The organism is Sphaerisporangium krabiense (assembly GCF_014200435.1).
Classification (GTDB): Bacteria; Actinomycetota; Actinomycetes; order Streptosporangiales; family Streptosporangiaceae; genus Sphaerisporangium; species Sphaerisporangium krabiense.
In genome coordinates this window covers 1,180,451-1,202,717 of sequence record NZ_JACHBR010000001.1, presented here as the reverse complement: position 1 = coordinate 1,202,717, position 22,267 = coordinate 1,180,451, and the positions used below count along the sequence as shown (strand labels likewise).

At 72.1% G+C, this 22,267-nt stretch carries 22 protein-coding genes and 2 tRNA genes; 19 read left to right on the top strand and 5 right to left on the bottom strand.

Annotated elements, in window-relative coordinates; translation table 11 throughout:
- Positions 1 to 113: 113 nt before the first annotated feature.
- Positions 114 to 2,165 (top strand): glycosyl hydrolase family 18 protein, encoded by a 2,052-nt coding sequence (locus BJ981_RS05200; RefSeq protein ID WP_184608563.1) that lies wholly within the window; start codon positions 114 to 116, stop codon positions 2,163 to 2,165.
- Between the two features lie 85 nt (positions 2,166 to 2,250).
- Here the strand turns inward: BJ981_RS05200 and BJ981_RS05195 are convergent, their stop codons facing one another.
- Positions 2,251 to 2,910 carry an FMN-dependent NADH-azoreductase gene (locus BJ981_RS05195; protein WP_184608562.1) on the bottom strand — a complete coding sequence of 220 codons (660 nt, stop codon included), beginning with the start codon at positions 2,908 to 2,910 and terminating at the stop codon, positions 2,251 to 2,253.
- A gap of 133 nt (positions 2,911 to 3,043) precedes the next feature.
- Between BJ981_RS05195 and BJ981_RS39015 the strand changes: the two genes are divergently transcribed.
- The 13 genes from BJ981_RS39015 to BJ981_RS05130 all read left to right on the top strand — a co-directional run bounded on the left by BJ981_RS39015 (position 3,044) and on the right by BJ981_RS05130 (position 12,400).
- The gene (locus BJ981_RS39015) at positions 3,044 to 3,634 is read left to right on the top strand and encodes a MarR family winged helix-turn-helix transcriptional regulator (RefSeq protein WP_204070438.1); all 591 of its coding nucleotides are present in this window, start codon (positions 3,044 to 3,046) and stop codon (positions 3,632 to 3,634) included.
- 228 nt (positions 3,635 to 3,862) lie between these two features.
- Positions 3,863 to 4,330: a MarR family winged helix-turn-helix transcriptional regulator gene (locus BJ981_RS05185; protein WP_184608560.1), complete on the top strand. Its 468-nt coding sequence runs from the start codon at positions 3,863 to 3,865 to the stop codon at positions 4,328 to 4,330.
- Positions 4,327 to 6,792: an MFS transporter gene (locus BJ981_RS05180; RefSeq protein WP_204070439.1), complete on the top strand. Its 2,466-nt coding sequence runs from the start codon at positions 4,327 to 4,329 to the stop codon at positions 6,790 to 6,792. Before BJ981_RS05185 ends, BJ981_RS05180 begins: the two co-directional genes overlap by 4 nt.
- Positions 6,793 to 6,811: 19 nt before the next feature.
- Positions 6,812 to 7,687: a YceI family protein gene (locus BJ981_RS05175; RefSeq protein WP_184615656.1), complete on the top strand. Its 876-nt coding sequence runs from the start codon at positions 6,812 to 6,814 to the stop codon at positions 7,685 to 7,687.
- Positions 7,688 to 7,737: 50 nt separating this feature from the next.
- Positions 7,738 to 8,262 (top strand): MarR family winged helix-turn-helix transcriptional regulator, encoded by a 525-nt coding sequence (locus BJ981_RS05170; protein ID WP_184608559.1) that lies wholly within the window; start codon positions 7,738 to 7,740, stop codon positions 8,260 to 8,262.
- A 136-nt stretch (positions 8,263 to 8,398) separates the two neighbouring features.
- A complete protein-coding gene (locus BJ981_RS05165) occupies positions 8,399 to 8,617 on the top strand; it encodes a transposase (protein WP_184608558.1) in 219 nt (72 codons plus the stop codon).
- Positions 8,618 to 8,739: 122 nt separating this feature from the next.
- A tRNA-Thr gene (locus BJ981_RS05160) sits at positions 8,740 to 8,812 on the top strand.
- A gap of 221 nt (positions 8,813 to 9,033) precedes the next feature.
- Positions 9,034 to 9,107: transfer RNA gene (locus BJ981_RS05155), tRNA-Met, on the top strand.
- 76 nt (positions 9,108 to 9,183) lie between these two features.
- Entirely contained in the window at positions 9,184 to 9,348 is a 165-nt protein-coding gene (rpmG, locus tag BJ981_RS05150; protein WP_184608557.1) for a 50S ribosomal protein L33, read from the top strand.
- A 452-nt stretch (positions 9,349 to 9,800) separates the two neighbouring features.
- The gene (locus BJ981_RS05145; RefSeq protein ID WP_184615654.1) at positions 9,801 to 10,250 is read left to right on the top strand and encodes a MaoC family dehydratase N-terminal domain-containing protein; all 450 of its coding nucleotides are present in this window, start codon (positions 9,801 to 9,803) and stop codon (positions 10,248 to 10,250) included.
- Positions 10,247 to 10,675 (top strand): MaoC family dehydratase, encoded by a 429-nt coding sequence (locus BJ981_RS05140; protein ID WP_184608556.1) that lies wholly within the window; start codon positions 10,247 to 10,249, stop codon positions 10,673 to 10,675. The genes BJ981_RS05145 and BJ981_RS05140 overlap by 4 nt, the downstream gene beginning before the upstream one ends.
- A 205-nt stretch (positions 10,676 to 10,880) precedes the next feature.
- Positions 10,881 to 11,177, top strand: a complete 297-nt coding sequence (locus BJ981_RS05135) for a hypothetical protein (RefSeq protein ID WP_184608555.1) — start codon at positions 10,881 to 10,883, stop codon at positions 11,175 to 11,177.
- A gap of 86 nt (positions 11,178 to 11,263) precedes the next feature.
- Positions 11,264 to 12,400 (top strand): UDP-N-acetylmuramate dehydrogenase, encoded by a 1,137-nt coding sequence (locus tag BJ981_RS05130; RefSeq protein WP_184608554.1) that lies wholly within the window; start codon positions 11,264 to 11,266, stop codon positions 12,398 to 12,400.
- On the opposite strand, the gene BJ981_RS05125 is transcribed toward BJ981_RS05130, so the two are convergent.
- The 3 genes from BJ981_RS05125 to BJ981_RS05115 form a co-directional block, all read right to left on the bottom strand.
- Positions 12,397 to 12,966 (bottom strand): TMEM165/GDT1 family protein, encoded by a 570-nt coding sequence (locus BJ981_RS05125; RefSeq protein WP_204070443.1) that lies wholly within the window; start codon positions 12,964 to 12,966, stop codon positions 12,397 to 12,399. The two genes, BJ981_RS05130 and BJ981_RS05125, sit on opposite strands and share 4 nt — an antisense overlap.
- Before the next feature lie 333 nt (positions 12,967 to 13,299).
- A complete protein-coding gene (locus BJ981_RS05120; RefSeq protein ID WP_184608552.1) occupies positions 13,300 to 16,185 on the bottom strand; it encodes an ATP-binding protein in 2,886 nt (961 codons plus the stop codon).
- 244 nt (positions 16,186 to 16,429) lie between these two features.
- Positions 16,430 to 16,597 carry a hypothetical protein gene (locus BJ981_RS05115; protein ID WP_184608551.1) on the bottom strand — a complete coding sequence of 56 codons (168 nt, stop codon included), beginning with the start codon at positions 16,595 to 16,597 and terminating at the stop codon, positions 16,430 to 16,432.
- 263 nt (positions 16,598 to 16,860) lie between these two features.
- Between BJ981_RS05115 and deoC the strand changes: the two genes are divergently transcribed.
- The 5 genes from deoC (at position 16,861) to BJ981_RS05090 (ending at position 21,699) form a co-directional block, all read left to right on the top strand.
- The gene (gene deoC / locus BJ981_RS05110) at positions 16,861 to 17,823 is read left to right on the top strand and encodes a deoxyribose-phosphate aldolase (RefSeq protein WP_184615652.1); all 963 of its coding nucleotides are present in this window, start codon (positions 16,861 to 16,863) and stop codon (positions 17,821 to 17,823) included.
- 110 nt (positions 17,824 to 17,933) lie between these two features.
- Positions 17,934 to 19,373 carry an aldehyde dehydrogenase family protein gene (locus tag BJ981_RS05105; protein ID WP_184608550.1) on the top strand — a complete coding sequence of 480 codons (1,440 nt, stop codon included), beginning with the start codon at positions 17,934 to 17,936 and terminating at the stop codon, positions 19,371 to 19,373.
- Positions 19,357 to 19,566: a hypothetical protein gene (locus BJ981_RS05100; RefSeq protein WP_184608549.1), complete on the top strand. Its 210-nt coding sequence runs from the start codon at positions 19,357 to 19,359 to the stop codon at positions 19,564 to 19,566. The genes BJ981_RS05105 and BJ981_RS05100 overlap by 17 nt, the downstream gene beginning before the upstream one ends.
- Entirely contained in the window at positions 19,559 to 20,431 is an 873-nt protein-coding gene (locus BJ981_RS05095) for an aldehyde dehydrogenase family protein (protein WP_184608548.1), read from the top strand. Before BJ981_RS05100 ends, BJ981_RS05095 begins: the two co-directional genes overlap by 8 nt.
- 272 nt (positions 20,432 to 20,703) lie before the next feature.
- Positions 20,704 to 21,699, top strand: a complete 996-nt coding sequence (locus BJ981_RS05090) for a lysylphosphatidylglycerol synthase transmembrane domain-containing protein (RefSeq protein ID WP_184608547.1) — start codon at positions 20,704 to 20,706, stop codon at positions 21,697 to 21,699.
- Here BJ981_RS05090 and BJ981_RS05085 read toward each other — a convergent pair.
- Positions 21,656 to 22,246: an LURP-one-related family protein gene (locus BJ981_RS05085; RefSeq protein WP_184608546.1), complete on the bottom strand. Its 591-nt coding sequence runs from the start codon at positions 22,244 to 22,246 to the stop codon at positions 21,656 to 21,658. The genes BJ981_RS05090 and BJ981_RS05085 overlap by 44 nt on opposite strands.
- Between the last annotated feature and the right edge of the window lie 21 nt (positions 22,247 to 22,267).

The window sequence follows — 22,267 nt, the reverse complement described above, 5'->3', positions numbered from 1 at the left end:
CAGCACGCCCCATCTTGAAGCACGCATCGGCGACGCCGCGCGCCGGCCGATGCGCCACCCCCCAGATGGCCGGGACGTACGACCCCGGCCTGACTTCGCGTGTGGGAGTCTCCATGCAACTGCGCGTAATGCTGCGCATGGCGCTGGCGGTCATCACGACCGCCGCCGCGGCGCTCGGATTCGCCGTCGTGGGCGGCGCGCCCGCCCAGGCGGCGGCCGGAATACCCGCTCACGTCTTCGCCCCCTACTTCGAGGCATGGACCGGGGAAGACCCGGCCACCCTGTCCCAGCAGTCCGGGGCCAAATACCTCACCATGGCATTCCTCCAGGCCGCGACCAAGGGGTCGTGTACGGCCTACTGGAACGGCGACACCGAGATGCCGATCTCGCAGTCCACGTTCGGCGCGTCCATCAACACGATGCGCGCGGCGGGCGGCGACGTCATCGCCTCCTTCGGCGGCTACACGGCGACCAACACCGGCACCGAGATCGCCGACAGCTGCACGAACGTCAACAGCATCGCCTCGGTCTTCCAGAGCATCATCACCACGTACGGAATTACGCGGATCGACCTGGACATCGAGGACAACTCGCTGAACAACAGCGCCGGCATCGACCGCCGCAACAAGGCGATCAAGCTGACCGAGGACTGGGCCGCCGCCAACGGCAAGACGATCCAGTTCTCGTACACGCTGCCGACGACCACCAGCGGTCTGGCCTCCAGCGGTCTGGCCGTCCTGCGCAACGCCGTGACCAACGGCGCCAGGATCGACGTGGTCAACATCATGACGTTCGACTACTACGACAACGCCTCCCACCAGATGGCGAACGACACCAAGAGCTCCGCTCAGGGGCTGTTCAACCAGCTCAAGAACCTGTACCCCAGCAAGTCGGACACCGAGCTGTGGGGCATGATCGGCGTCACCGAGATGATCGGCATCGACGACTTCGGCGCCGCGGAGACCTTCTACACCACCGACGCCGCTCCCGTCCTGGACTGGGCGAAGAGCAAGGGCATCGCGATGATCTCGTTCTGGGCGCTCCAGCGGGACAACGGCGGCTGCCCGGGCACCGGCGGCTCCGACAGCTGCTCCGGCATCGCCCAGAGCACCTGGTTCTTCAGCCAGGCATTCGCGCCGTTCACCAGCGGTGGCACCCCGTCGAACGACTTCTCGGTCTCGGTCTCCCCCTCCAGCGGGTCCGTGCAGCCGGGCGGCACCGCGACGGCGACCGTGAACACCGCGGTCACCAGCGGGTCCGCGCAGACGGTCAACCTCACCGCGACGGGCGCTCCCGCCGGGGTGACCGCGACGCTCACGCCGGCCTCGGTGACGGCGGGCGCCTCCTCGTCGCTGAAGCTGGTGACGACCTCGTCGGCGACGCCGGGCACCTACCCGATCACCGTCAAGGGCACCGGGGCCTCCGGCAGCCACGACACGACCTTCAACCTCACGATCACCGGCACGCCGGGCAGTGACTTCTCGGTCGCGGTCAGCCCCGCGTCCGGCTCGGTCACGGCCGGCTCCACCGCGACGGCGACCGTGAACACCGCGGTCACCAGCGGTTCGGCGCAGACCGTCACGCTCGCCGCGACGGGTGCTCCCGCCGGGGTGACCGCGACGCTCACGCCGAGCTCGGTGACGGCGGGCGCGACCTCGTCGCTGAAGCTGGTCACCGCCGCGACGACCGCGCCGGGCACCTACCAGATCACCGTCACCGGCACGGCGCCCTCGGGCAGCCACAGCGCCACCTACGCGCTCACCGTGACCGCGGCGCCGGGCGGCGGCATCACCAACGGCGACTTCGAGTCCGGGGCCCTGAGCCCGTGGAACTGCCAGAACGGCAGCGCGGTGGTCGGCTCGCCGGCCCACGGAGGCACGCACGCCCTGCAGGTCGCGGCGTCCTCCAGCAGCACGGGCGAGTGCACCCAGACGCTGACGCTGACGCCGAACCACAGCTACACGCTGAAGGGCTGGGTGCAGGGCAGCTTCGCCTTCATCTCGGTCTCGGGCGGCGCCAGCGCCTCCACGTGGGGCTCGTCCGGCGGCTGGAGCCAGCTCAGCCTGCCCTTCACCACCGGTTCCAACGGATCGGTGACGCTGTCGGTGCACGGCTGGTACGGCCAGGGCAACGTCTACGCCGACGACTTCACCCTGACCGGGTGATCACGGCCTGACGGCACAGGGGCCGCCGCGACCCACCAGGGCGCGGCGGCCCTTTTCCGTGCTCGCATCCGGTCCGTGGGGGAGGTCAGGTGAGGGCGGACGCCGTCTGCCCGGCGATGACGCGCCCGTGCCGCTCGGCGGACTCGTGCCCGGCGCGCAGCGACTCCTTGGCGAGCGGGCGCAGCGGCGCCATCGAGTCGTGGACCTCGGCGAGCGTCAGCTCGACCTCGCTCACGTGCAGGTCCATGCGCATCAGGTCGCCGAACATGCGGCGGTACCAGGGGGTGGCGTGGTCCCAGCCGGCGCGGGGGGTGCCCTCGCCGTAGCCGCCGCCGCGGGTGATCACCAGCGCGGTGGGGCGGCCGGCCAGCAGCGGCTCGGTGCCGGGGGCGAAGCGCGGGTCGGTGAAGAGCAGGTCCAGCCAGGTCTTGACGTGCTGGGAGACGCCGTAGTTGTAGAGGGGGACGGCCAGGACGTAGGCGTCGGCCTGGGCCATCTCGTCCGCCAGTTCGGCCGCGAGCGCGATGGCGTCGCGCTGGGCGTCGGTGCGCAGCTCCTCGGGGGTCGCGTTGCCCGTCACCGCCAGGGCCCAGGCGTCGGCGGGGACCGGCGTCGTGGCCAGGTCGCGGTGGATCACCCGGCCGTCGGGCCTGGCGCGCCGCCACGCGGCCTCGGCGGTGTCGGCGACCTGCCTGCTCACCGACCGTTCGCCCTGGATGCTGGCATCGAGACGAAACAAGATCATCGGAATCGACCTTCCTCGCGGCTTTGTTCTGCTCGACAGATATTATGTAGTGCAGAACATATGTCAAGCAGATGAGTTTGGTCACAGATCTTTTGGTCAGCCGATCATGAGCCTCGGCGGGTACGGTGGGGGTGTGGGACCCTCGCCACGTTCGTCGTCCACGCCGGAGCGCAGTGCTCCGGCTTCCGCGCGCGCCTCGGCCGACGCCCTGCGGGGCGATCTCGGCTGGGGTCTCGGCGTGCTCCTGCGCACCTATCGCCGCGCGGCCGAGGAGGTGCTGAGCGGCATCCCCGGAGGTCCCCGCGGCTACCAGGTGCTGGTCTCGGCCGTCCAGGAGCTCGCCGGAAACCAGGGCGTCATGGCCACGCAGCTCGGCATCGACCGCACGGTGCTCACCTATCTGATCGACGACCTGGAAGCCGCCGGGCTGGTACGGCGGCAGCCCGACCCCCTCGACCGGCGCAGCCGCCGCGTGGTCGCCACCGACCGCGGACGCGAGGTCGCGGCGGAGCGCGGCGCGGCCCTGGCCGCCGTCGAGGCGCACGTCCTGTCCGGCCTCGGCGCTCAGGGGAACGCCTTCCGCGACCTGCTCCAGAAGGCGGCCGCGCACGCCGACCGGCTCGACCCCTCGCCCGGCGCCTGCCAGGTCGTGGAGGAGTTGTGCGAGGGGGAGGCGGCCGACTCGGCGGCCACCCTGTCGGCGCGTCGCACCCCGTCCTCGTAGCACCCTCCCTGTAACGCCGGGCTCGCCGCGTCAGGCGGGCGGCCCGGCGATCATCGCCGTGCCCGTGTGGCGAAAGCCCGCGCAGGCCGCGTCCTCCGCCGGTGTCGATCCGGGTTTCCGTCGACGGGGATCCCAGGTCAGCACATCGGACATCGCTGTACATACCCCTCCGAAGGTTGCCTAGAGCAATCATATATATTTGCCTAAGGCAACCAGATGGAGGCGGAGATGGTGTCGGAGGAAGGCTGCGGCGAACTGCTCGCCGGGCTGCACGACATGGGCGCGGTGATCAGAGTGATCAAGCGCGACATGCCGTTCACCGGCCACCGCGCCGGCCTCGCCCTGCTCGTGACCCTGCGCAGGACCGGCGAGCTGCGCATCGGCCGGCTCGCGTGCATGTTCGAGGTCGATCAGTCGGTGATGAGCAGGCACGTGGCCGATCTGGAGGAACGCGGCTGGATCGAGCGCGTCCCGAACCCCAGGGACGGGCGCTCCTGGTACGTGCGGCTCACTCCGGACGGCGAGCGCGTGGCCGAGGAGACCCTCGGCCAGGTGCGCCATCTCCTCGCCGGCGCCTTGGCGGACTGGACGGACGAGGACGTCGCCCGGCTCTCCGTCCTCCTCGGACGCCTCCGCCACAGCTTCGACGCGCACCGGGCCCACCGCGCGGCCACGGTAGTGAAAGGACATCGATGACAACCGCAGTACCGGCCGGGGTGCGGGAGGCGGCACCCGACCCGGCTCCCCCAATGTCGCACAAGGAGATCCTGGAAGCCCTATCGGGCCTGCTCCTCGGCATGTTCGTGGCGATCCTGTCGTCCACGGTCGTCTCCAACGCCCTTCCCACGATCATCGCGGAACTGCACGCCGACGAGACGACCTACACCTGGGTCATCACCTCGGTGCTGCTCGCGACCACGATCTCCACGCCCCTCTGGGGCAAGCTCGCCGACCTGGTGAGCAAGAAGATCCTGGTGCAGCTCGGCCTGATCATCTACATCATCGGCTCGGCCATCGCCGGCCTCTCGCAGAACCCGGGCATGCTCATCGGGGCCCGCGTCATCCAGGGCCTCGGCGCCGGCGGCCTCACCGCGCTGGCCCAGGTCATCATGGCGGCGATCATCTCGCCGCGCGAGCGGGGCCGCTACTCCGGCTACCTCGGCGCGGTGTTCGCGCTCGCGACCATCGGCGGCCCGCTCATCGGCGGCGTCATCGTGGACACCTCCTGGCTCGGCTGGCGCTGGTGCTTCTACGTCGGCGTCCCCTTCGCCGTGATCGCGCTGATCGTCCTGCAGAAGACCCTGCACGTCCCCGTGCTCAAGCGCGAGGTCAAGATCGACTGGACGGGCGCCGTCCTGATCACGGCGTCGGTGTCGCTGCTGCTCGTCTGGGTCTCCTTCGCCGGCAACAAGTACGACTGGCTGTCGTGGCAGACCGGCGCGATGGTCGGCGGCGCGGTGGTCCTGGCGCTGCTCTTCCTGCTGGTCGAGACGCGGGCGAGGGAGCCCATCGTCCCGCTGCGGCTGTTCCGCAGCAGCGCGATCAGCCTCGCCGTCGCGGCCAGCATGTTCGTCGGCATCGCGATGTTCGGCGCCACCACCTTCCTCAGCCAGTACTTCCAGCTCGCCCGCGGCGAGACGCCGACCATGGCGGGCGTCATGACGCTGCCGATGATCCTCGGCCTGGCGCTGTCGTCCACCATCGCCGGGCAGATCATCACCAGGACGGGACGCTGGAAGATCTTCCTGGTCGTCGGCGGCCTCTTCCTCACCGCCGGGTTCGGCCTGATGGCGACGCTGCGGTACGACACGAACTACTGGATCCTCGCCGTCTACATGTTCTGCATCGGCGTGGGCGTCGGCATGACCATGCAGAACCTCGTCCTGTCGGTCCAGAACCAGGTCAGGCCCGAGGAGCTCGGCGCGGCCAGCTCGGTCGTCGCGTTCTTCCGCACCCTCGGCGGCGCGATCGGCGTCTCGGCGCTCGGCGCGGTGCTCGGCAACCGGGTCATGCACTACATGGACGAGGGGCTGACCAAGCTCGGCCTCAAGGGGCACGCCGCGGGCGACGGCACGATCCCTCAGCTCTCCAAGCTGCCCCTCCCCATACGCACGGTGGTCGAGAGTTCCTACGGCCACGGCGTCGGCGACGTCTTCATGTACGCGGCGCCGTTCGCGCTGCTCGCGCTGCTCATCATCCTGTTCATCAAGGAGATCCCGCTGCGCACGTCCAACGCCGACCCCATCGAGGTCCCCGGCGCCGACGAGCGCGCCACCGCCCCGGGCCGGCACGCCCAGCGCGACACCGTGGTCGCGGAGTCCAACGGCCACGCCGTGAACGCGTTCGCCGGCGAGGAGACCCGCACGCTCGGCGGCGGCGCCGCGGTCGCGACGCGGGCCGAGGGCGGCAGCGGGATCCGCGGGTTCATCACCGGCTCGGACGGCGCGCCGGTGGGCCACGCCACGCTCACGCTGATCGACGTGCGCGGGCACCAGCTCGGCCGCGCGGTCACGCAGGCGGACGGTTCCTACGACCTGTGGACGCCCGGCGGGGGCACGTACGTCCTCATCGCGTCGGCGGGCGACCACGACCCGCAGGTGGCCACGCTCGCCGTCGGGGACCAGCCGCTGGACTTCGACCTGGTCCTGTCCGGTTCCGGGAAGCTGACCGGCATGGTCGTCGGCGCCGGGGGCGGCCCCGTCGCCGAGGCGATGGTCGTCGTCACCGACGTGCGCGGCGAGGTCGTCTCGACGGGCACGACCGACGCCGCCGGGATGTTCGGCTTCGCCGGGATCGTCGCCGGCGTCTACACGCTGACGGTGAGCGCGGAAGGGCACCGTCCCACCGCCGCGCCGGTCGAGGTCGGCACCGGCCAGACCAGGCAGGACATCCAGTTGCTCCCGGCCGCCCAGGTCAGGGGCACCATCCGGGTCAAGGACGGCGGCCCGCTCGCCGACGCCCGGGTCACGATCCTGGACGCGGCGGGCAACGTGGTCGGCTCGGCCACGACCGGCGTGGACGGCGAGTACGCCTTCGCCGACCTCACCGGCGGCCAGTACACCGTCGTGGCCGCCGGCTACCCGCCCGTGGCGAACACGATCACCCTCAACGGACGCGGGGACGAGCCGTACGACGTGTGGCTCGGCCACGCCGACTGAGCGAGGGGATCGGGACGTGATGCACTCCAACGGCACCAGGAACGCCCGGGACGCGGCTCCGCGCCCCGCCGGGGGCGCTCGGGGGCTGCACGCCGTGGTGCGGACCAAGGACGGCTGGCCGGTACGGCACGCCGTCGTCACCGTGACCGACATGTCAGGGCAGCAGGTGGTGCGGGCGGCGGCCGACGCCGACGGCGCGGTGGCGACTCCGCCACTGCGCCCCGGCGCGTACACGGTGGTGGTCACCGCGATCGGGTACGCGCCGGCCGCCTCCACGGCGATCGCCACCGCCTCCGGGGCCGCCCAGGCGGGCGTGCTCGTCCTGTCCCGCCAGGACGGCGCCGAGCTGCCCCCGCCCGGCCCCTGGACGGTGGACCCGGCGCACTCCAAGATCGCCGCGACGGCCCAGCACCTCGGCCTGTCCAGCGTGCAGGGACGGTTCTCGGCGTTCGCCGGGCGCATCGACGTCGGCGCCCGCGCCGAGGACTCCGCCGTGATCGCGCAGATCGACGCGGCGTCCATCGACACCGGCAACCGGACGCGGGACGACCATCTGCGCTCGGCCGACTTCCTGAACGTCGCGGCGCACCCGGTGATCGGTTACCGGAGCACCGGGCTCAGCCCGGCGGGACCGGACCGCTGGACCGTGCACGGGCTGCTGAGCATGGCGGGCGTCACCCGCTCCGTGGATCTGGACCTGTCCTACCTCGGGACGGGCCCGGACCCGTGGGGCGGCCTGCGCGCCGCGTTCCGCGCGACCACCGAGCTGCGCCGCGAGGACTTCGCCATGACCTACAACCAGATCGTGCAGGCGGGGATCACGCTGATCGGGGCCACCCTGAAGGTGGAACTGGACATTCAGGCCGTCCAAGGGGAACGCATCCCCGAGGCCTGATCGTTGCCCGGGAGAGAGGACCGGAAAAGTGAAGGAGAGGAGGCCGCACGATGACCGAGACACAGGAGGCGCCGCCCGTCGAGGCGCTCGGGGGGATTCCCCGTGAGGAGTACGAGACGTACTGCGCGCTCGAACGTCAGCTTGGCATCCTCTTCCGGCGCTCGCGCGCGCTGTCCGCCGAGATGGGCCGCGCGGTGCACCCCGAGCTGGAGCCCGGCGCCTACGGCATCCTGGTGCGCATCGACGAGGCCGCCCCGGCGCGGCCGAGCGACCTCGCCGGGTTCTTCGGCGTGGGCAAGGGCACGATCAGCCGCCAGCTCAAGGTGCTGGAGGAGCTGGGCCTCATCGGCCGCGAGCCCGACCCGCTGGACGGCAGGGCCCACCTGCTCGACCTGACGCAGGAGGGCCGTGAGCGGCTCCAGCGGGCCCGTACGGCGCGTCAGCGGCGGTTCTACGGCCTGCTCGGCACCTGGCCGCAGGAGGACGTCCGGCTGCTCGGCCGCATGCTGGAGCGCTTCAACGCGCTCGGCGAGAGCACGGGACCTGAGGGCCAGGGGGCGCCCGGCCAGCGGTGAGACAGAACGTCCGGAGACCCTTTCGGTGGGGTCTCCGGGGTTCGACGTGCCCTTTCCCGGTGATGGGGCGACTGGTGCCATAGCGAAGCGTGTCGTTTCGAGAAACTACGGGTGATTAGGCATACTCTGTCCGGCTATGGAGACGCGCTGGGTCGGGCCCGACGGCTACGAGATCACGGGCGCGATGTGCGGCGACCGCCAGGTGCTCCGTCTCCGGCGGCACGGCGAGCACGTCGCGGACTGCTTCTCCGTCGACGAGCTGCGGCCCTATGTCGATCTCGCGGACCTGTGCGAAGTGATCACCCTGCCCTTCGGGCAACGGGCCGCGCGCGGGCGCCGAGAGGCCGCTCGCTGACCCCTCTCCGGGGGTCTCCGGGTCGTGCCCCGGTGGGCGTTCTGATTCGCGTCGGCCGCGGGGTCCGTGTATGGTTACACCTGTCCGCAGCGCGACGCGGTGACGCGAGATGCGAGCGACAGGCCCCTTTAGCTCAGTCGGCAGAGCGTCTCCATGGTAAGGAGAAGGTCTACGGTTCGATTCCGTAAAGGGGCTCGGCAGCGCAAACGCCCTTTCCCGGCCTCCGGGGTGGGGCTTTTCGCTTGAGCGATATCAGACCGCGCTCGAAAGTCGGCCTGTGAAATAGGGGAAGTGCAGGCGTCCAGCGATCCGGCATACTCGGAACATCCAGGCCGGGTCGGGTACGTGAACACGTGTGCGCGATCGCCGAACAGGTCGGGTATCCTTTCAAAGCCGGTCGATTTCGCCGGCCATGAAGCGGAGTAGCTCAGTCAGGCAGAGCAAGCGGCTCATAATCGCTGTGTCGCGGGTTCAAGTCCCGCCTCCGCTACTACCCTCCTCGGTTTCCTCCACGGAGGCCGGGTGTGGGTCGTCCATGTGTCCCGAACGTAGAAAGGCACTCCCACGTGGCTGCCACCGACGTTAGGCCGAAGATCACGCTGGCCTGCCAGGAGTGCAAGCACCGCAACTACATCACCCGGAAGAACCGGCGCAACGACCCGGACCGGCTTGAGCTGAAGAAGTACTGCCCCAACTGCAAGTGCCACCGCGCGCACCGCGAGACGCGCTAGGCACACCACGCCCCGCGCGCAGGCGCGTGGGCGAGGGGGCAGTCCCTCACAGGGCCGAGTCCCGGTAGACGGTCGCCGCCATCCCCAGGCATCGGCCTGAGGCGGCGGTCTCGCCCGGTACAGGGGTTCCCGAGCCATCGCGCCCGGGAGTACAGCGGTTCACGCTTCGCGAATGCCCGGCGTTCCAGCACGGAACGTCGGCTTTTCGCATGCCCGAAACCGTGCCGCCACGGCCCGGTGCGCGGGAGAAGCACGCCGGCACGGTGAAGCCGTGCCGCGGGTCGACCGGCGGGCGCCCGCCTCAGAAGAGGTCTCCGCTCCCGAAGGGCGCACGTGCGCGGCTTCGCTGCCGCATGTCCGCGTCCGCCGTCGCGCGGGGCGTGGCCGGCTCCCTGCCGCGGGTCGTGCTGTTACCGTCGGGCGGGGACGCCTCGGGAAAGGGCAGCGGCACGATGGCTTTGAATCGCGATTTCGTCGGGAGGACGTATCACGCGTCCGCGCCCTACGAGGTGAGCCGCGTCAAGATCAAGGAGTTCGCGGCGGCGATCGGCGACCCCAGCCCGCTCTACCGCGAGCCCGAGGCCGCCCGCGCGGCCGGCCACCCCGACGTGCTGGCCCCGCCCACCTTCCCCATCGTGTTCACCCTCGGCGGCGCCGCGGAGGCGCTCGCCGACCCCGACTTCGGCCTCGACTACGCCATGGTGGTCCACGGCGAGCAGCGGTTCGCCTACGTCCGGCCCATCTACGCCGGGGACGAGCTGGTCTGCACCTCCACGATCTCCGAGATCCGCAGCATGGGCCGCAACGAGGTGGTCACCGTCACCAGCGAGGTGAGCACCGTGCACGGCGAGCCCGTCTGCACCACCTACAACACCCTGATCGAGCGCGGAGGGGCCGCGTGACCGCGACCGTGAAGTACGACGAGGTCGAGGCCGGACAGGAGATCCCCCCGGCCGAGTACCGCGTCCACCGCGTGGACCTGGTCATGTACGCGGGCGCGTCCGGCGACTTCAACCCGATCCACTGGAACGCGCGGCACGCCATGGCCGTGGGCCTGCCCGACGTGATCGCGCACGGCATGTACACGATGGCCCAGGCCGGGCGGTTCGTCACCGACTGGGCCGGCGATCCCGGGGCCCTCGTGGACTACGGCGTGCGCTTCTCGTCCATGGTCGTCGTCCCCGACAACGACGAGGGCGCGGTGATCACCGTCAGCGGGGTCGTCCAGGAGAAGCTCGCCGACAACCGGGTCGTGGTCGCGCTGACCGCCAGGTCCGGCGACGCCCGGGTGCTGTCCAAGGCCCGCGCGGTCGTCCGGCTCGCCTGACCCGCGCCGAGCCGGACCTCCACCGAGCCTGCCCGGGGCCGCGTCCGGCCCGCGCCGGACTTGACCCGCGCGTCCGAATGCTTCCCTGCCCGATGGGTACTGGGGCAGCGTGAACGACACACCTGAGCACGCACGACGCCCCGCCGAGCGGCGGAGCGGGAACAGACCCGACACCGGAGGAGAAGGGCAGCGGCCGGAGAGGGCCGTGGAGGCCGTGGAGGAGCGGCACGCGGAGCCGCGCGACCGCGCCGCGGGCGCCGCCGACGCCCGCACCCCCGACGCCGACGACGCGACGCGCCGCGACCCCGGCGCCGAGCGGGCGGTCAGCTCGCAGGTGCTGTGGGACTCCACGCTCGCCGCCTCCCGGCTGGACCAGGAGATCGAGGCCACGCCGGAGCCCGGCGGCCACGTGCAGTCCCCGCCAGCCGCGGCCGGCCACCGCGACGCGGCCCCGTCCCGCGCGGCGGACGACCGCCGGGACCGCCCCGGAGACGGCCGGTAGCGGAGCGGGCGCGCGGGCCGGTCTAGGCTGAGGGCCGGCGCGCGACGTCGGCGTGCCGTCGGGTCTCGGGGTCTTGGGGAAGGTGCATGGCTGACCGTATGGCAGGTGTACGGCTCGCTCCGTACACCACGTTGAGGGTGGGCGGGTCCGCCCGCGCCTTCGTGGAGGCGCACTCCGCCGAGGAGCTGGTCGCGCTGGTGGCCGAGGCCGACCGCGCCGGCGAGCCGGTCCTGCTGCTCGGAGGCGGCAGCAACCTCGTGGTCTCCGACGACGGCTTCGACGGCCTGGTGGTCCGGGTCGCCACGCGCGGCGTGCAGGTCCACGAGCGGGACGGCCGCGCGGTGGTCACCGCGCAGGCGGGCGAGGACTGGGACGCCCTGGCCGCCCGCGCGGTCGCGGAGGGCTGGTCCGGGGTCGAGTGCCTGTCCGGCATCCCCGGGTCGGTCGGCTCGACGCCCATCCAGAACGTCGGCGCCTACGGGCAGGAGGTCGCGCAGACGATCTCCGGCGTGCGCGTGTACGACCGGCGTTCCGGCACGCTGCTCGACCTGGACGCCGGGGAGTGCGGCTTCGCCTACCGGCACAGCGCGTTCAAGGATGATCTTTCCCGCTACGTCGTGCTGTCCGTCACCTACGTGCTGGACAGGACGGACAAGTCCGGCCCGGTGGCGTACAAGGAGCTGGCGGCGCGGCTCGGCGTGGCGATCGACGACCGGGTCTCCCTGCACGAGGCGCGCACGGCCGTCCTGGAGCTGCGCCGCGGCAAGGGCATGGTGCTGGACGCCGCCGACCCCGACACCTGCAGCGCGGGCTCGTTCTTCACCAACCCGATCCTCGACGCCGCGCAGGCGGCCGAGCTGAGGCTCCGGGCCCCGGACTTCCCCGGCTGGGAGATGCCGGGGGGCGCGGTGAAGGTTCCGGCCGCCTGGCTGATCGAGCACGCGGGCTTCCCCAAGGGTTACCGCCGCGGCCCCGCCCGGATCTCCACCAAGCACACGCTGGCGCTGACCAACCCGGGCGGCCTGCACGTCACCGGCTTCCCGACCGACCCCGAGGCCATGGCGGTCGCGCCGGCCGCCGCCGGGCACGTCGCGGAACCGTCCCACGGGGCGGCGACGGCCGGGGACCTGCTGGCCCTGGCGCGGGAGGTCCGCGACGGCGTCGAGGCCAAGTTCGGCGTGACGCTGGTGAACGAGCCGATCCTGGTCGGCCTCACGCTCTAGGTCAGAAGGGGTTCGAGGAGCAGCAGGACGCCGAACAGGGCGAAGGCGGCCGCGGCGCCGTACCGGATCACCTTCTCAGGGAGGTGCCGGCCCAGCAGGCGGCCGACCAGGATGGCCAGGGCGTCGGCGGCGACCATGCCGATCGTGGAGCCGATCCAGGTGCCGAACCAGCCGTGCTGGGTGGCCAGCGTGATCGTCGCCAGCATGGTCTTGTCGCCGAGCTCGCTGAGGAAGAAGGCCACGGTCACGGCGATCAGCGCGTTCCTGGTCGTGCGCTGGGCCTTCTGTGACTCCGCCTCGCTCAGCTCGTCGCCGCGCAGCGTCCACAGCGCGAAGCCGAGGAACGCGATGCCGGCGGCGATCGCGATGGCGGTCGTGGGGAGCGCGTCGCCGATGAGCCCGCCGAGCCCGACGCTGAACAGGTGGACCACCGCGGTCGCGATGGTGATGCCGGCGAGCACCGGCCAGGGTTTGAAGCGCGTCGCGAACGTCATGGCCATGAGCTGGCTCTTGTCGCCGAGCTCCGCCACGAAGATGACGCCGAGGCTGATCCAGAACGCTTCCACGGGGGGTCGTCCTTCCATGTCCCCGCCACCGGACCTGGAAGCGTGCACCGCGGGAGTCTCAGGGCGCGCGACCTCGGCCCGGCGGCGTGCGTGCATTGCCACCAGGCCGAAGGTCTCGTCCGCCTCGATGAGGCCCGCGCGACCGGGCTTACGCCAGCATGTCGATCACGCGATTGGGACTACTCCCCTTCGGTGTTTCACCCCCACCATATCCGATCCACCTCCGCTCCAGCACGGCGCGCCGACGGGCAAGAGCAGGTCACGGGCGCGGGGACGCCGCGAACCCCTGTCCCAGCGAAGGACCAGGGAAAAGTAAAGATCTCCGCGGCCGGGTCAGGCGAGCAGGGAGTGGCGGTGGGCGGCGGCCGCCGCCTCGCCGCGGGTGGAGACGCCGAGCTTCGCCAGGATGTTGGAGACGTGCACGCTGACCGTCTTGGCGGAGATGAACAGCTCGCCGGCGATGTCCCGGTTCGAGCGCCCAAGGGCGACCAGGCGCAGCACCTCGGTCTCCCGGGGCGTCAGCCCGGCCGGGCCGTCCTGCTCCGGCGACGGCGTCTCGACCGCCGCGCCGAGGCGGCGGCTCAGCGCCTCGACGTCCCCGGCCAGCGGGCGCGCGCCGAGGGCGGTGGCGATCTCGTGCGCCTGGCGCAGCAGCGCGGCGGCCCGGCCGCGGTCGCCGGCCGTGGCCGCGGCCTCCGCGAGGCCGGTCAGCATCCTCGCCCGGGGGAAGGGACGGCCGAGCCGCCGCCAGGACGCCTCGGCCGCCGCGAAGTCGCCGTAGAACGACAGCCGGAAGGCCGCGGCGACCGGCCCGCCCTCGCCGAGCGCCGCGGCCATCTCGGTGGCGCGGGCCCGCACGGCGCAGGCCGCCTCGGGGTCGACGGCGGCGGCGGCCTCGCAGGTCCGCCTGCTCTGGTTCAGGGCGCGCCAGCCCAGCATGGGCTTGCTGGAGTACGCCTGGCTGGACGACTCCGACAGCAGCGTCTCGGTCACCTTGAGGGCCTGCAGCGGGTCGCCGCGCAGCAGGTGCATGTCGATCAGCAGCCGCGTGTTGTTCATCCACTCCTGGGCCAGCTCGTTGCGCTCGCCGTGCAGGGCGCCGAGCTCGCCGAGCAGCCGCTCCAGCAGCTCGATCTCGCCCCGGGACGCCGCGATGTCGGCCCGGGTCTGCAGCAGGTACGCGCGCGTCTTCGGGATCGGGGACATGGCGAGGGCCTGCTCGACGACCTCGACGGCCTCGTCCCAGCGGCCGAGCGAGGTGAGGGCCTCGGCGCGGTTGTTGGCGATGAAGCAGCCCGAGACGCGGTAGCGGCCGTACTTCCTGGCCAGGCCTTCGGCCTCCAGGGCGAGCTCGACGGCCTCCTCGGAGCGGCCGAGGTTGTTCAGGGCGTCCACGTTGTTGGCGAGCGCGCGCAGGACGATGCGCCCGGTCTTGAGGGCGCGTCCGATCTCGGCGGCGCGGTCGTTGGTGCGGAGCGTGGTCTCCAGGTCGCCGGCCAGGGACTGCCCGAGCGCGAGGTTGGTGAGGAGCTCGGCCTCCAGGCACTCGTCCCCGATCGTCCGGGCGATGCCGAGGGCCTCCTCGGTGAGCCGGGCGCCCTCGACCGTCCGGTTGACGAACATCAGGTGCGAGCCGAGCCTGGCCAGGACGTGCGCGCGGGCGTAGCCGGGCTCCGGCACCAGCCGCTCGGCGTAGGTGAGGTCCTCCAGGCCGCCCCGCCGGCCCTTGTCCATCTTGAGCCCGGCCCGCCGCACGAGCAGGGCCGCCACCCGTTCGGGCTCGGCGGTCTCGTCCAGCTCGGCCAGCGCGCCCTTGACGAACTTCATGCCGCGCTCGGTCTCGCCGGTGATCGTCGCGGCCTCCGAGGCCAGCTCCAGGACCGTGGTGTGGTCGGCGCCGATGCGCTCGGCGGCGCCTGGCACCCGGTCCCACAGCGCCAGGACGCGTTCGAGGAGCTGGATCTGCTCGGTGTAGGCGAACGCCCGGGCCGCCTTGCCCGCGGCCTCCCAGGCGGAGATCAGCGCCCACAGGTGGTCGCGGGCGGAGTACCAGTGGTGGGCCATCTCGATCGCCGCGCGGCCGGGCGGGACCAGCTTGCGGTCGCGGTCGATCTCTTCGGCGAAGCGCGCGTGGACGCGGTTGTGCTCGCCGGGCAGCATCTCGTCGTGGACGGCCTCGCGGATCAGCGCGTGGCGGAAGACGTAGGCGCGGCCGTCGGCCACCTGGATGACGTTGCGCGCGATCGCGGGCCGCAGCGCGCTCTCCAGATCGACGTCGGACAGGCCGGTCACGGCGGCCAGCAGCGGGTGGCCGACGCGGTTCCCCCCGGCGGCGGCGACGCGCAGCACGCGCTGGGTCTCCTCGGGGAGCCGCTCGACCGTGCCGATGATGAGGTCCTGGAGCGACTCGGGGACGTTGCAGTCGTCCTCGCGCTCCATCAGCGCCTCCACGAACAGCGGGATGCCCTCGCTGCGCTGGTAGACGCTCTCGACCAGCCCGAACTCGGGGGCCGCGCCGAGGATGCCGGCGATCTGCGCGGCGACCTCCGCCTTGCTGAGGCGGGGCAGGTCGAGCCGGACGACGCCCTCCACCCGGCCGAGCTCGGCCAGGACGGGGCGCAGGGGATGCTGGCGGTGCAGCTCGTCGGAGCGGTAGGTGACGACCATCATGACCGGCGCGGTCCTGAGGTTGCGGCTCAGGAAGGCGATCAGGTCGCGGCTGGAGCGGTCGGCCCAGTGGACGTCCTCGATGACCAGGACGACCGCGCGGCGCTCGGCGAGACGCTCCAGAAGCGTGAGGAACTGCTCGAACAGCCGGGCCCTGCCGGTCTCGGTCTCCCTGTCGCCGCTCGGCTCGCCGAACTCCGGCAGCAGCCGCGCCAGGTCGCGCGCCGCGCCGTCCGGGAGCAGCGCCGCGACCTCGGCCGCGCCCATCTCTTTGACGAGCTGGCGCAGGGCCGCGGTGAAGGGCGCGTAGGCCAGGCCCTCCGTGGACAGCTCGACGCACCCGCCGGCGAGCACGTGCGCGCCCGCGCCGGCGGCGTCGTCGGCGAAGCGCGTCACGAGGCGGGTCTTGCCGCCGCCGGCCTCGCCGCCGAGGAGGACGGCCGAGGCGGCCTCCTTGCGCGCCTGCTCGAACGCCTCGGACAGTGTTCGCAGTTCGTCTTCCCGCCCCACGAAGACGGGGCTCACCATCCGGCCCAGCATGTCTGCCAGCATGTCACGACCTATGGGATGTCTCGGACTGGTTTTTCCCCAGGCGGAGGCCCGCCAGGGCCCCGCGATCGCGCCCTGCGCGGCCAGGCGCCGACGCGTCACGGGGGACGGCAGGCCCGGCCGGGAGGGAGGCTCCGGCCGGGCTTCGTGACGTTCGGTCTCCCGTGCTCCGCGTCGTCGGCGCGGTCGGAGGTCGTCCGTGCGGCCGCGCCCCCGCGGCGGCCGGCACGAACGCCGTTCCGGCCGTTCACGAGGTGCGGAGCTTGCCGAAGACCGCGCGCACCCGCCGCTGCGGGCCCCTCGCCCCGGCCTTCCTCCCGCTCGTGGCCTCGCGGGCCCTGCGGTGGTCGTCGGCCTCGCGGTGCAGTTCGGCTACGCGGTCGACGATGAGCTGATAGTGGATCTCGGGGTACATCCCGGTTCTCCTTGCGGTGTCGCTTTCTCTGACACCTCTAGACTCCGGCTAAGGCCCCCCTCCCCACATCGGGCGGATGCCTTATCTCCGGGCCTGTTCCGCGCCCCGCACCGCCTAGGCATACCTGAGGGGGCCTTAGGCGGGGGAGGACGGCTCGCGTTCGACCAGGTCAGCGTGTTCTCAGGGGTGAAGGGCGGCAGGGGCGGGGCCGGGGGCGTTTGGAGCAAGCGGGCCCGGTCGGGGATGCTGGAACCGTGTCAACTGTGACGAGCTCGTTCACGGACGTCGCGGCCTCGAACGCGACCCTCCGGGCGTTCCTGCACGGCCTGCCCGGCGTCGACCGGGTGGGCGCCGACCAGCGTGCCGCGATGCTGGGCACCCGCTCCATCAAGACCACCGCCAAGGCCAGGGCCATCGACCTGGCGATCTCCATGGTGGACCTGACCACTCTGGAAGGCGCCGACACTCCCGGCAAGGTGCGCGCGATGTGCGCCAAGGCCGTCCACCCCGACCCGGGTGACCCCTCGGTCCCCAAGGTCGCGGCCGTCTGCGTCTACCCCGACCTGGTCGGGCGCGCCGTCGAGGCGCTCGGGGCCTCGGGCGTGCGGGTGGCGAGCGTGGCGACCGGTTTCCCCAGCGGCCGCACGTCGCTGGAGGTCAAGGTGCGCGACACCGAGCTGGCCGTGGCGGCGGGCGCCGACGAGATCGACATGGTGATCGACCGCGGCGCCTTCCTGTCCGGCGACTATCGCAAGGTGTTCGACGAGATCGTCGCGGTGAAGGCGGCCTGCGCCCGCGACGCCGCCTCCGGCAAGGGGGACGCCCATCTGAAGGTGATCCTGGAGACCGGCGAGCTGGCGACCTACGACAACGTGCGCCGCGCGTCCTGGCTCGCGATGATCGCGGGGGCGGATTTCATCAAGACCTCGACCGGCAAGGTGTCCCCGGCCGCGACGTTGCCGGTCACGCTGGTGATGCTGGAGGCGGTGCGCGACTTCCGCGACCGGGCCGGCCGCATGGTGGGGGTCAAGCCGGCGGGCGGCATCCGCACCACCAAGGACGCCGTCAAGTACCTGGTCCTGGTCAACGAGACCGCGGGCGAGGACTGGCTCACTCCGGAGTGGTTCCGCCTCGGCGCCTCCAGCCTCCTCAACGACCTGCTGATGCAGCGCGAGAAGCTGGCCACGGGCCGCTACTCCGGGCCCGACTACGTCACCCTCGACTGACGGCGTGCCGGGCGCCCGGTGCCCGAAATGTTCCCTCGGAGCACGCCGGACGACCCTCTACGCTGGCAGCGTGATGTGTCGATACTTCACCCTCGACCGAGGCGGGCTCCATGTTTGAGTACGCACCGGCGCCCGAGTCGCGCGACATCGTCGACATCCGGCCGTCCTATGGGCTTTTCATCAACGGTGAGTGGGTCGACTCGCTGGGCGACGCCCGCGACAAGACGATCAACCCGGCGAGCGAGGAGGTCCTGGCCGAGTTCGCGCACGCGAACGAGGCGGACGTCGACCGGGCCGTCGCCGCGGCCCGCAAGGCGTACGACTCGGTCTGGGGGCGGTTGCCCGGCCGCGAGCGCGCCAAGTACCTGTTCAGGATCGCCCGGGTCGTTCAGGAGCGCGCCCGCGAGCTCGCCGTCCTCGAATCCCTGGACAACGGCAAGCCGATCCGCGAGTCGCGTGACGTCGACCTCCCCCTGGTCGCCGCGCACTTCTTCTACTACGCCGGCTGGGCCGACAAGCTGGAGCACGCGGGCCTCGGGCCCGCCCCGCGGCCGCTCGGCGTGGCCGCGCAGGTCATCCCGTGGAACTTCCCGCTGCTCATGCTGGCCTGGAAGATCGCGCCCGCGCTGGCCTGCGGCAACACCGTGGTCCTCAAGCCGGCGGAGACCACCCCGCTGACCGCGCTCGCCTTCGCCGAGATCTGCCGGCAGGCCGACCTGCCGCCCGGCGTGGTCAACATCGTCACCGGCGCGGGCGACACCGGCCAGGCGCTGGTGAACCACCCCGACGTCGACAAGGTGGCCTTCACCGGCTCCACGGAGGTCGGACGCCTGATCGCCAGGTCCGTCGCCGGGTCGCGCAAGAGGGTCACGCTCGAACTGGGCGGCAAGGCCGCCAACATCGTCTTCGAGGACGCCGCGCTCGACCAGGCCGTCGAGGGCGTCGTCAACGGCATCTTCTTCAACCAGGGCCACGTCTGCTGCGCGGGTTCCCGCCTGCTCGTCCAGGAGTCGATCGAGGCCGAGCTGCTGGCCGCGCTCAAGCGGCGCCTGTCCACGCTGCGCATGGGCGACCCTCTGGACAAGAACACCGACATCGGGGCGATCAACTCCGCGGCCCAGCTCGCCAAGATCAGGGAACTGAGCGAGGCGGGGGAGCGGGAGGGCGCCGAGCGCTGGTCGCCGTCCTGCCCGATCCCCGAGAAGGGGTTCTGGTTCCCGCCCACCCTGTTCACCGGCGTGGCGCAGTCGCACAGGATCGCCCGGGAGGAGATCTTCGGCCCGGTCCTGTCGGTCCTGACCTTCCGCACCCCCGCCGAGGCCGTCGAGAAGGCCAACAACACGCCGTACGGCCTGTCCGCCGGGGTGTGGACCGAGAAGGGCTCACGCATCCTCTGGATGGCCGACAGGCTGCGCGCCGGCGTGGTGTGGGCCAACACCTTCAACCGGTTCGACCCGGCGTCGCCGTTCGGCGGTTACAAGGAGTCCGGATACGGCCGCGAGGGCGGCAGGCACGGATTGGAGGCGTATCTCGATGTCCGACCCATGTGAGCACCGCAGGGGCCCGCGCCGCGCGCGGCGCGCGCAGACCACCCGGGGCCGCGCCTACGCCCGTGCCGGGTACGCGACCTCGCCCGCCCGCCAGGGCTGGTTCGCCCACCGCTGCGGGGTGAGCCGCTGCCACCAGGTCGTCGTGCAGGCGCGGCTCTCCTCGGAGGAGATGACCTGGAGAGGCGATGACTGAGCCGGGCCGGCTGGCCGTACGCAAGACGTACAAGCTGTACATCGGCGGGGCGTTCCCGCGGTCGGAGAGCGGAAGGTCCTACGTCGTGACCTCCTCCAAGGGCGATTTCCTCGCCAACGCCGCGCGGGCCTCCCGCAAGGACGCCCGCGACGCGGTGTCGGCGGCGCGCAAGGCGTTCCCCGGCTGGTCGGGGGCGACCGCCTACAACCGGGGCCAGATCCTCTACCGCGTCGCCGAGATGCTGGAGGGCCGCCGCGCCCAGTTCGCGGCCGAGCTGGTCGACGCCGACGGGGTGTCCGCGCGCAAGGCGGGGGAGCTGGTGGACGCCGCCGTCGACCGGCTGGTCTGGTACGCGGGCTGGTCGGACAAGATCGGCGCGATCCGCGGGGCGGCCAACCCGGTCGCGGGGCCGTACTTCAACCTCTCGACGCCCGAGCCGACCGGCGTGGTGGCCGTGGTCGCGCCGCCGGCGGGGCCGCTGCTCGGCCTGGTGTCGGTCGTCGCGCCGGTGATCGTCAGCGGCAACACGTGCGTGGTCGTGGCCTCCGAGCGCGCGCCGCTCCCGGCGGTCACCTTCGGCGAGGTGCTGGCCACCTCCGACCTGCCCGGCGGCGTGGTGAACCTGCTCACCGGCCGGGCGGCCGAGCTGGCGCCGTGGCTGGCCTCCCACATGGACGTCAACGCCATCGACCTGACCGGCTGTGCGGAGGACCTCGCCGTGGCGTGCGAGCGCGACGCCGCCGGGAACCTCAAGCGCGTCCTGCGCCCCCCGACCGGCAAGATCGACTGGCTCGCCGACCCGGGCGTCGAGCGCCTGACGGCCTTCCTGGAGACCAAGACGGTCTGGCATCCGATGGGCGTGTAGGCGAAGCGGCCTCCACGGCCGCGGGAAGGGGCGTCCGGCGTGTGCCGGGCGCCCCTTCCCGTCTTCTGCCGCGGGTTCCTCCCGGTCAGGACGGGTCTGCGAGCGGGGGCCGCTTGATGTCTGCTTTGTCTAGGAATGGTATGCCTGGGTGGGCAGTTTCCTCGGTGGGGCAGGGCGGGTTTCGGGAACCCGGAAAGATCCGGCCGGGCAACTGTCGGACTCCGGCACTCGCCCGGCCCCCCGGCGGGCGTCATGATCCTCGCGAGGAGGCGATGGTGTCGACACCCCCGCGCGCCGCGTCCCGCTCGCGGGGCAGGCTGGCCGTCCGGCTGCTCACGATCGCCGCCGTGGCCTTCGTGGCCGTCTCGTTCCGCGACCGCCTGCCCGACCCCGGCGAGGTCTGGGCGCAGATGACCGGCGCGCACCCCGGCTGGCTGATCGTGGCGGTGACCGCGGAGGCGGCGTCCATGCGCGCCTACGCCCGGCTGATCCGCCACCTGCTCGGCGCGGGCGGGGCGCACCTGACGCTGCCCCGCGCCGTCGCCGTCACCTACGCCCGCACCGCGGTCTCCAACTCGCTGCCCGGCGGCCAGGTGCTCAGCGTCGCCTACATCACCCGGCAGCTCCGCCTGCTGGGCGCGACGCCGCCGCTCATCGCCGCCACCCTGGTGCTGGTCGCGGTGTCCTCCACGATGACGTTCCTGGCCCTCGGCGTGGTGGCGCTGCTCGCCGAGCCCGCGACCCGCGTCCCGGTCGCGTGGAGCCTGCCGGTCGCGGCCCTGGCCGTCGCGCTCGCCGTGCGGTTCCGGCCCCGGGGCGCCGCCGCGCGGCTGGCGGACCGGGGACGCCGCGCGCGGTCGCTGGTCGAGGGACTGCGGGACGCGCGCGCGGCGATCTCGCTCACCCGCGGGGACGCGGTGGTCCTGCCCGGCCTCGCGCTGCTCAACTGGCTGCTCGACATCGCCTGCCTCGCGGCGGTGTGCCTGGCCGCGGGGGTCGGCGTCGGCCCCCACACGATGCTGCTCGGGTACGTCGCCGCCAAGGCCGCGGGCGTGCTGGCGCTCGTGCCCGGCGGCCTCGGCATCGCCGAACTGGGGATGGCGGCGACGTTCGCGGGAGCCGGGATGACGGGCGCCGCGGCCGCGGCCGTGGTGGCGATCTACCGGCTGATCTCGTACTGGGGCGTGCTGATCGTGGGCTGGGGGGCCTGGCTGACGCTGAACGTCATCGCGACTGCAGGGCGTCCAGGGCGACGGCCATCGCGATGATCAGCCGGCGGTCCAGCCGGGGGTCGTGGATCTCGACGATGTACCGGTCGCGCAGGCCCCACTTGCGGTCCACCGAGAAGGCCCGCTGCGCGCCCACGCCGAAGTCGAAGTGGTAGGGCAGCCACGACAGGGAGTCGGCGAACCGGCGCAGCAGGCTCACGAGCAGGCTGCGCTCCTGGCCGGTGAAGGTCGGCATGCCCGGCTGCTGGAAGTGCCACGTCGAGCGGAGCAGGGACGCGGCGAAGTCCTTCTTGAAGAAGCCGATCGGCTGCCCGTTGTGGTCCAAGACGTCGTAGCCGCTGCCGAGGTCGATGACCTGCCGCGCCTTGAACCCGGCCAGGACGTACTGCCGGGTGTCGTCGGTGTAGAGCGTCACCTGCTCCTTGAACGCCAGGCGCTTCTGCTCGGCGAAGGCGACCATCGGCCCCTCCGACCCGTCGGGCTGCTCCAAGTGGACCACATAGCGGTTCACCATCATGGTGATCTTCTGGCGCACGAGCAGCCGGCGCTGTGATTGCAAGGTCGCGAAGTCCACGTCGCTCTCCATGGTCGGGGGATAGCCACTGTA

Bases quoted from the DNA above. Each gene is read 5' to 3' on its own strand.
- BJ981_RS05200 (WP_184608563.1), top strand. From the start codon at position 114: ATGCAACTGCGCGTAATGCTGCGCATGGCGCTGGCGGTCATCACGACC.
- BJ981_RS05195 (WP_184608562.1), bottom strand. From the start codon at position 2,910: ATGATCTTGTTTCGTCTCGATGCCAGCATCCAGGGCGAACGGTCGGTG.
- BJ981_RS05185 (WP_184608560.1), top strand. From the start codon at position 3,863: ATGGTGTCGGAGGAAGGCTGCGGCGAACTGCTCGCCGGGCTGCACGAC.
- BJ981_RS05180 (WP_204070439.1), top strand. From the start codon at position 4,327: ATGACAACCGCAGTACCGGCCGGGGTGCGGGAGGCGGCACCCGACCCG.
- BJ981_RS05175 (WP_184615656.1), top strand. From the start codon at position 6,812: ATGCACTCCAACGGCACCAGGAACGCCCGGGACGCGGCTCCGCGCCCC.
- BJ981_RS05170 (WP_184608559.1), top strand. From the start codon at position 7,738: ATGACCGAGACACAGGAGGCGCCGCCCGTCGAGGCGCTCGGGGGGATT.
- BJ981_RS05165 (WP_184608558.1), top strand. From the start codon at position 8,399: ATGGAGACGCGCTGGGTCGGGCCCGACGGCTACGAGATCACGGGCGCG.
- BJ981_RS05145 (WP_184615654.1), top strand. From the start codon at position 9,801: ATGGCTTTGAATCGCGATTTCGTCGGGAGGACGTATCACGCGTCCGCG.
- BJ981_RS05130 (WP_184608554.1), top strand. From the start codon at position 11,264: ATGGCTGACCGTATGGCAGGTGTACGGCTCGCTCCGTACACCACGTTG.
- BJ981_RS05120 (WP_184608552.1), bottom strand. From the start codon at position 16,185: ATGCTGGCAGACATGCTGGGCCGGATGGTGAGCCCCGTCTTCGTGGGG.
- BJ981_RS05115 (WP_184608551.1), bottom strand. From the start codon at position 16,597: ATGTACCCCGAGATCCACTATCAGCTCATCGTCGACCGCGTAGCCGAA.
- BJ981_RS05105 (WP_184608550.1), top strand. From the start codon at position 17,934: ATGTTTGAGTACGCACCGGCGCCCGAGTCGCGCGACATCGTCGACATC.
- BJ981_RS05100 (WP_184608549.1), top strand. From the start codon at position 19,357: ATGTCCGACCCATGTGAGCACCGCAGGGGCCCGCGCCGCGCGCGGCGC.
- BJ981_RS05095 (WP_184608548.1), top strand. From the start codon at position 19,559: ATGACTGAGCCGGGCCGGCTGGCCGTACGCAAGACGTACAAGCTGTAC.
- BJ981_RS05090 (WP_184608547.1), top strand. From the start codon at position 20,704: ATGGTGTCGACACCCCCGCGCGCCGCGTCCCGCTCGCGGGGCAGGCTG.
- BJ981_RS05085 (WP_184608546.1), bottom strand. From the start codon at position 22,246: ATGGAGAGCGACGTGGACTTCGCGACCTTGCAATCACAGCGCCGGCTG.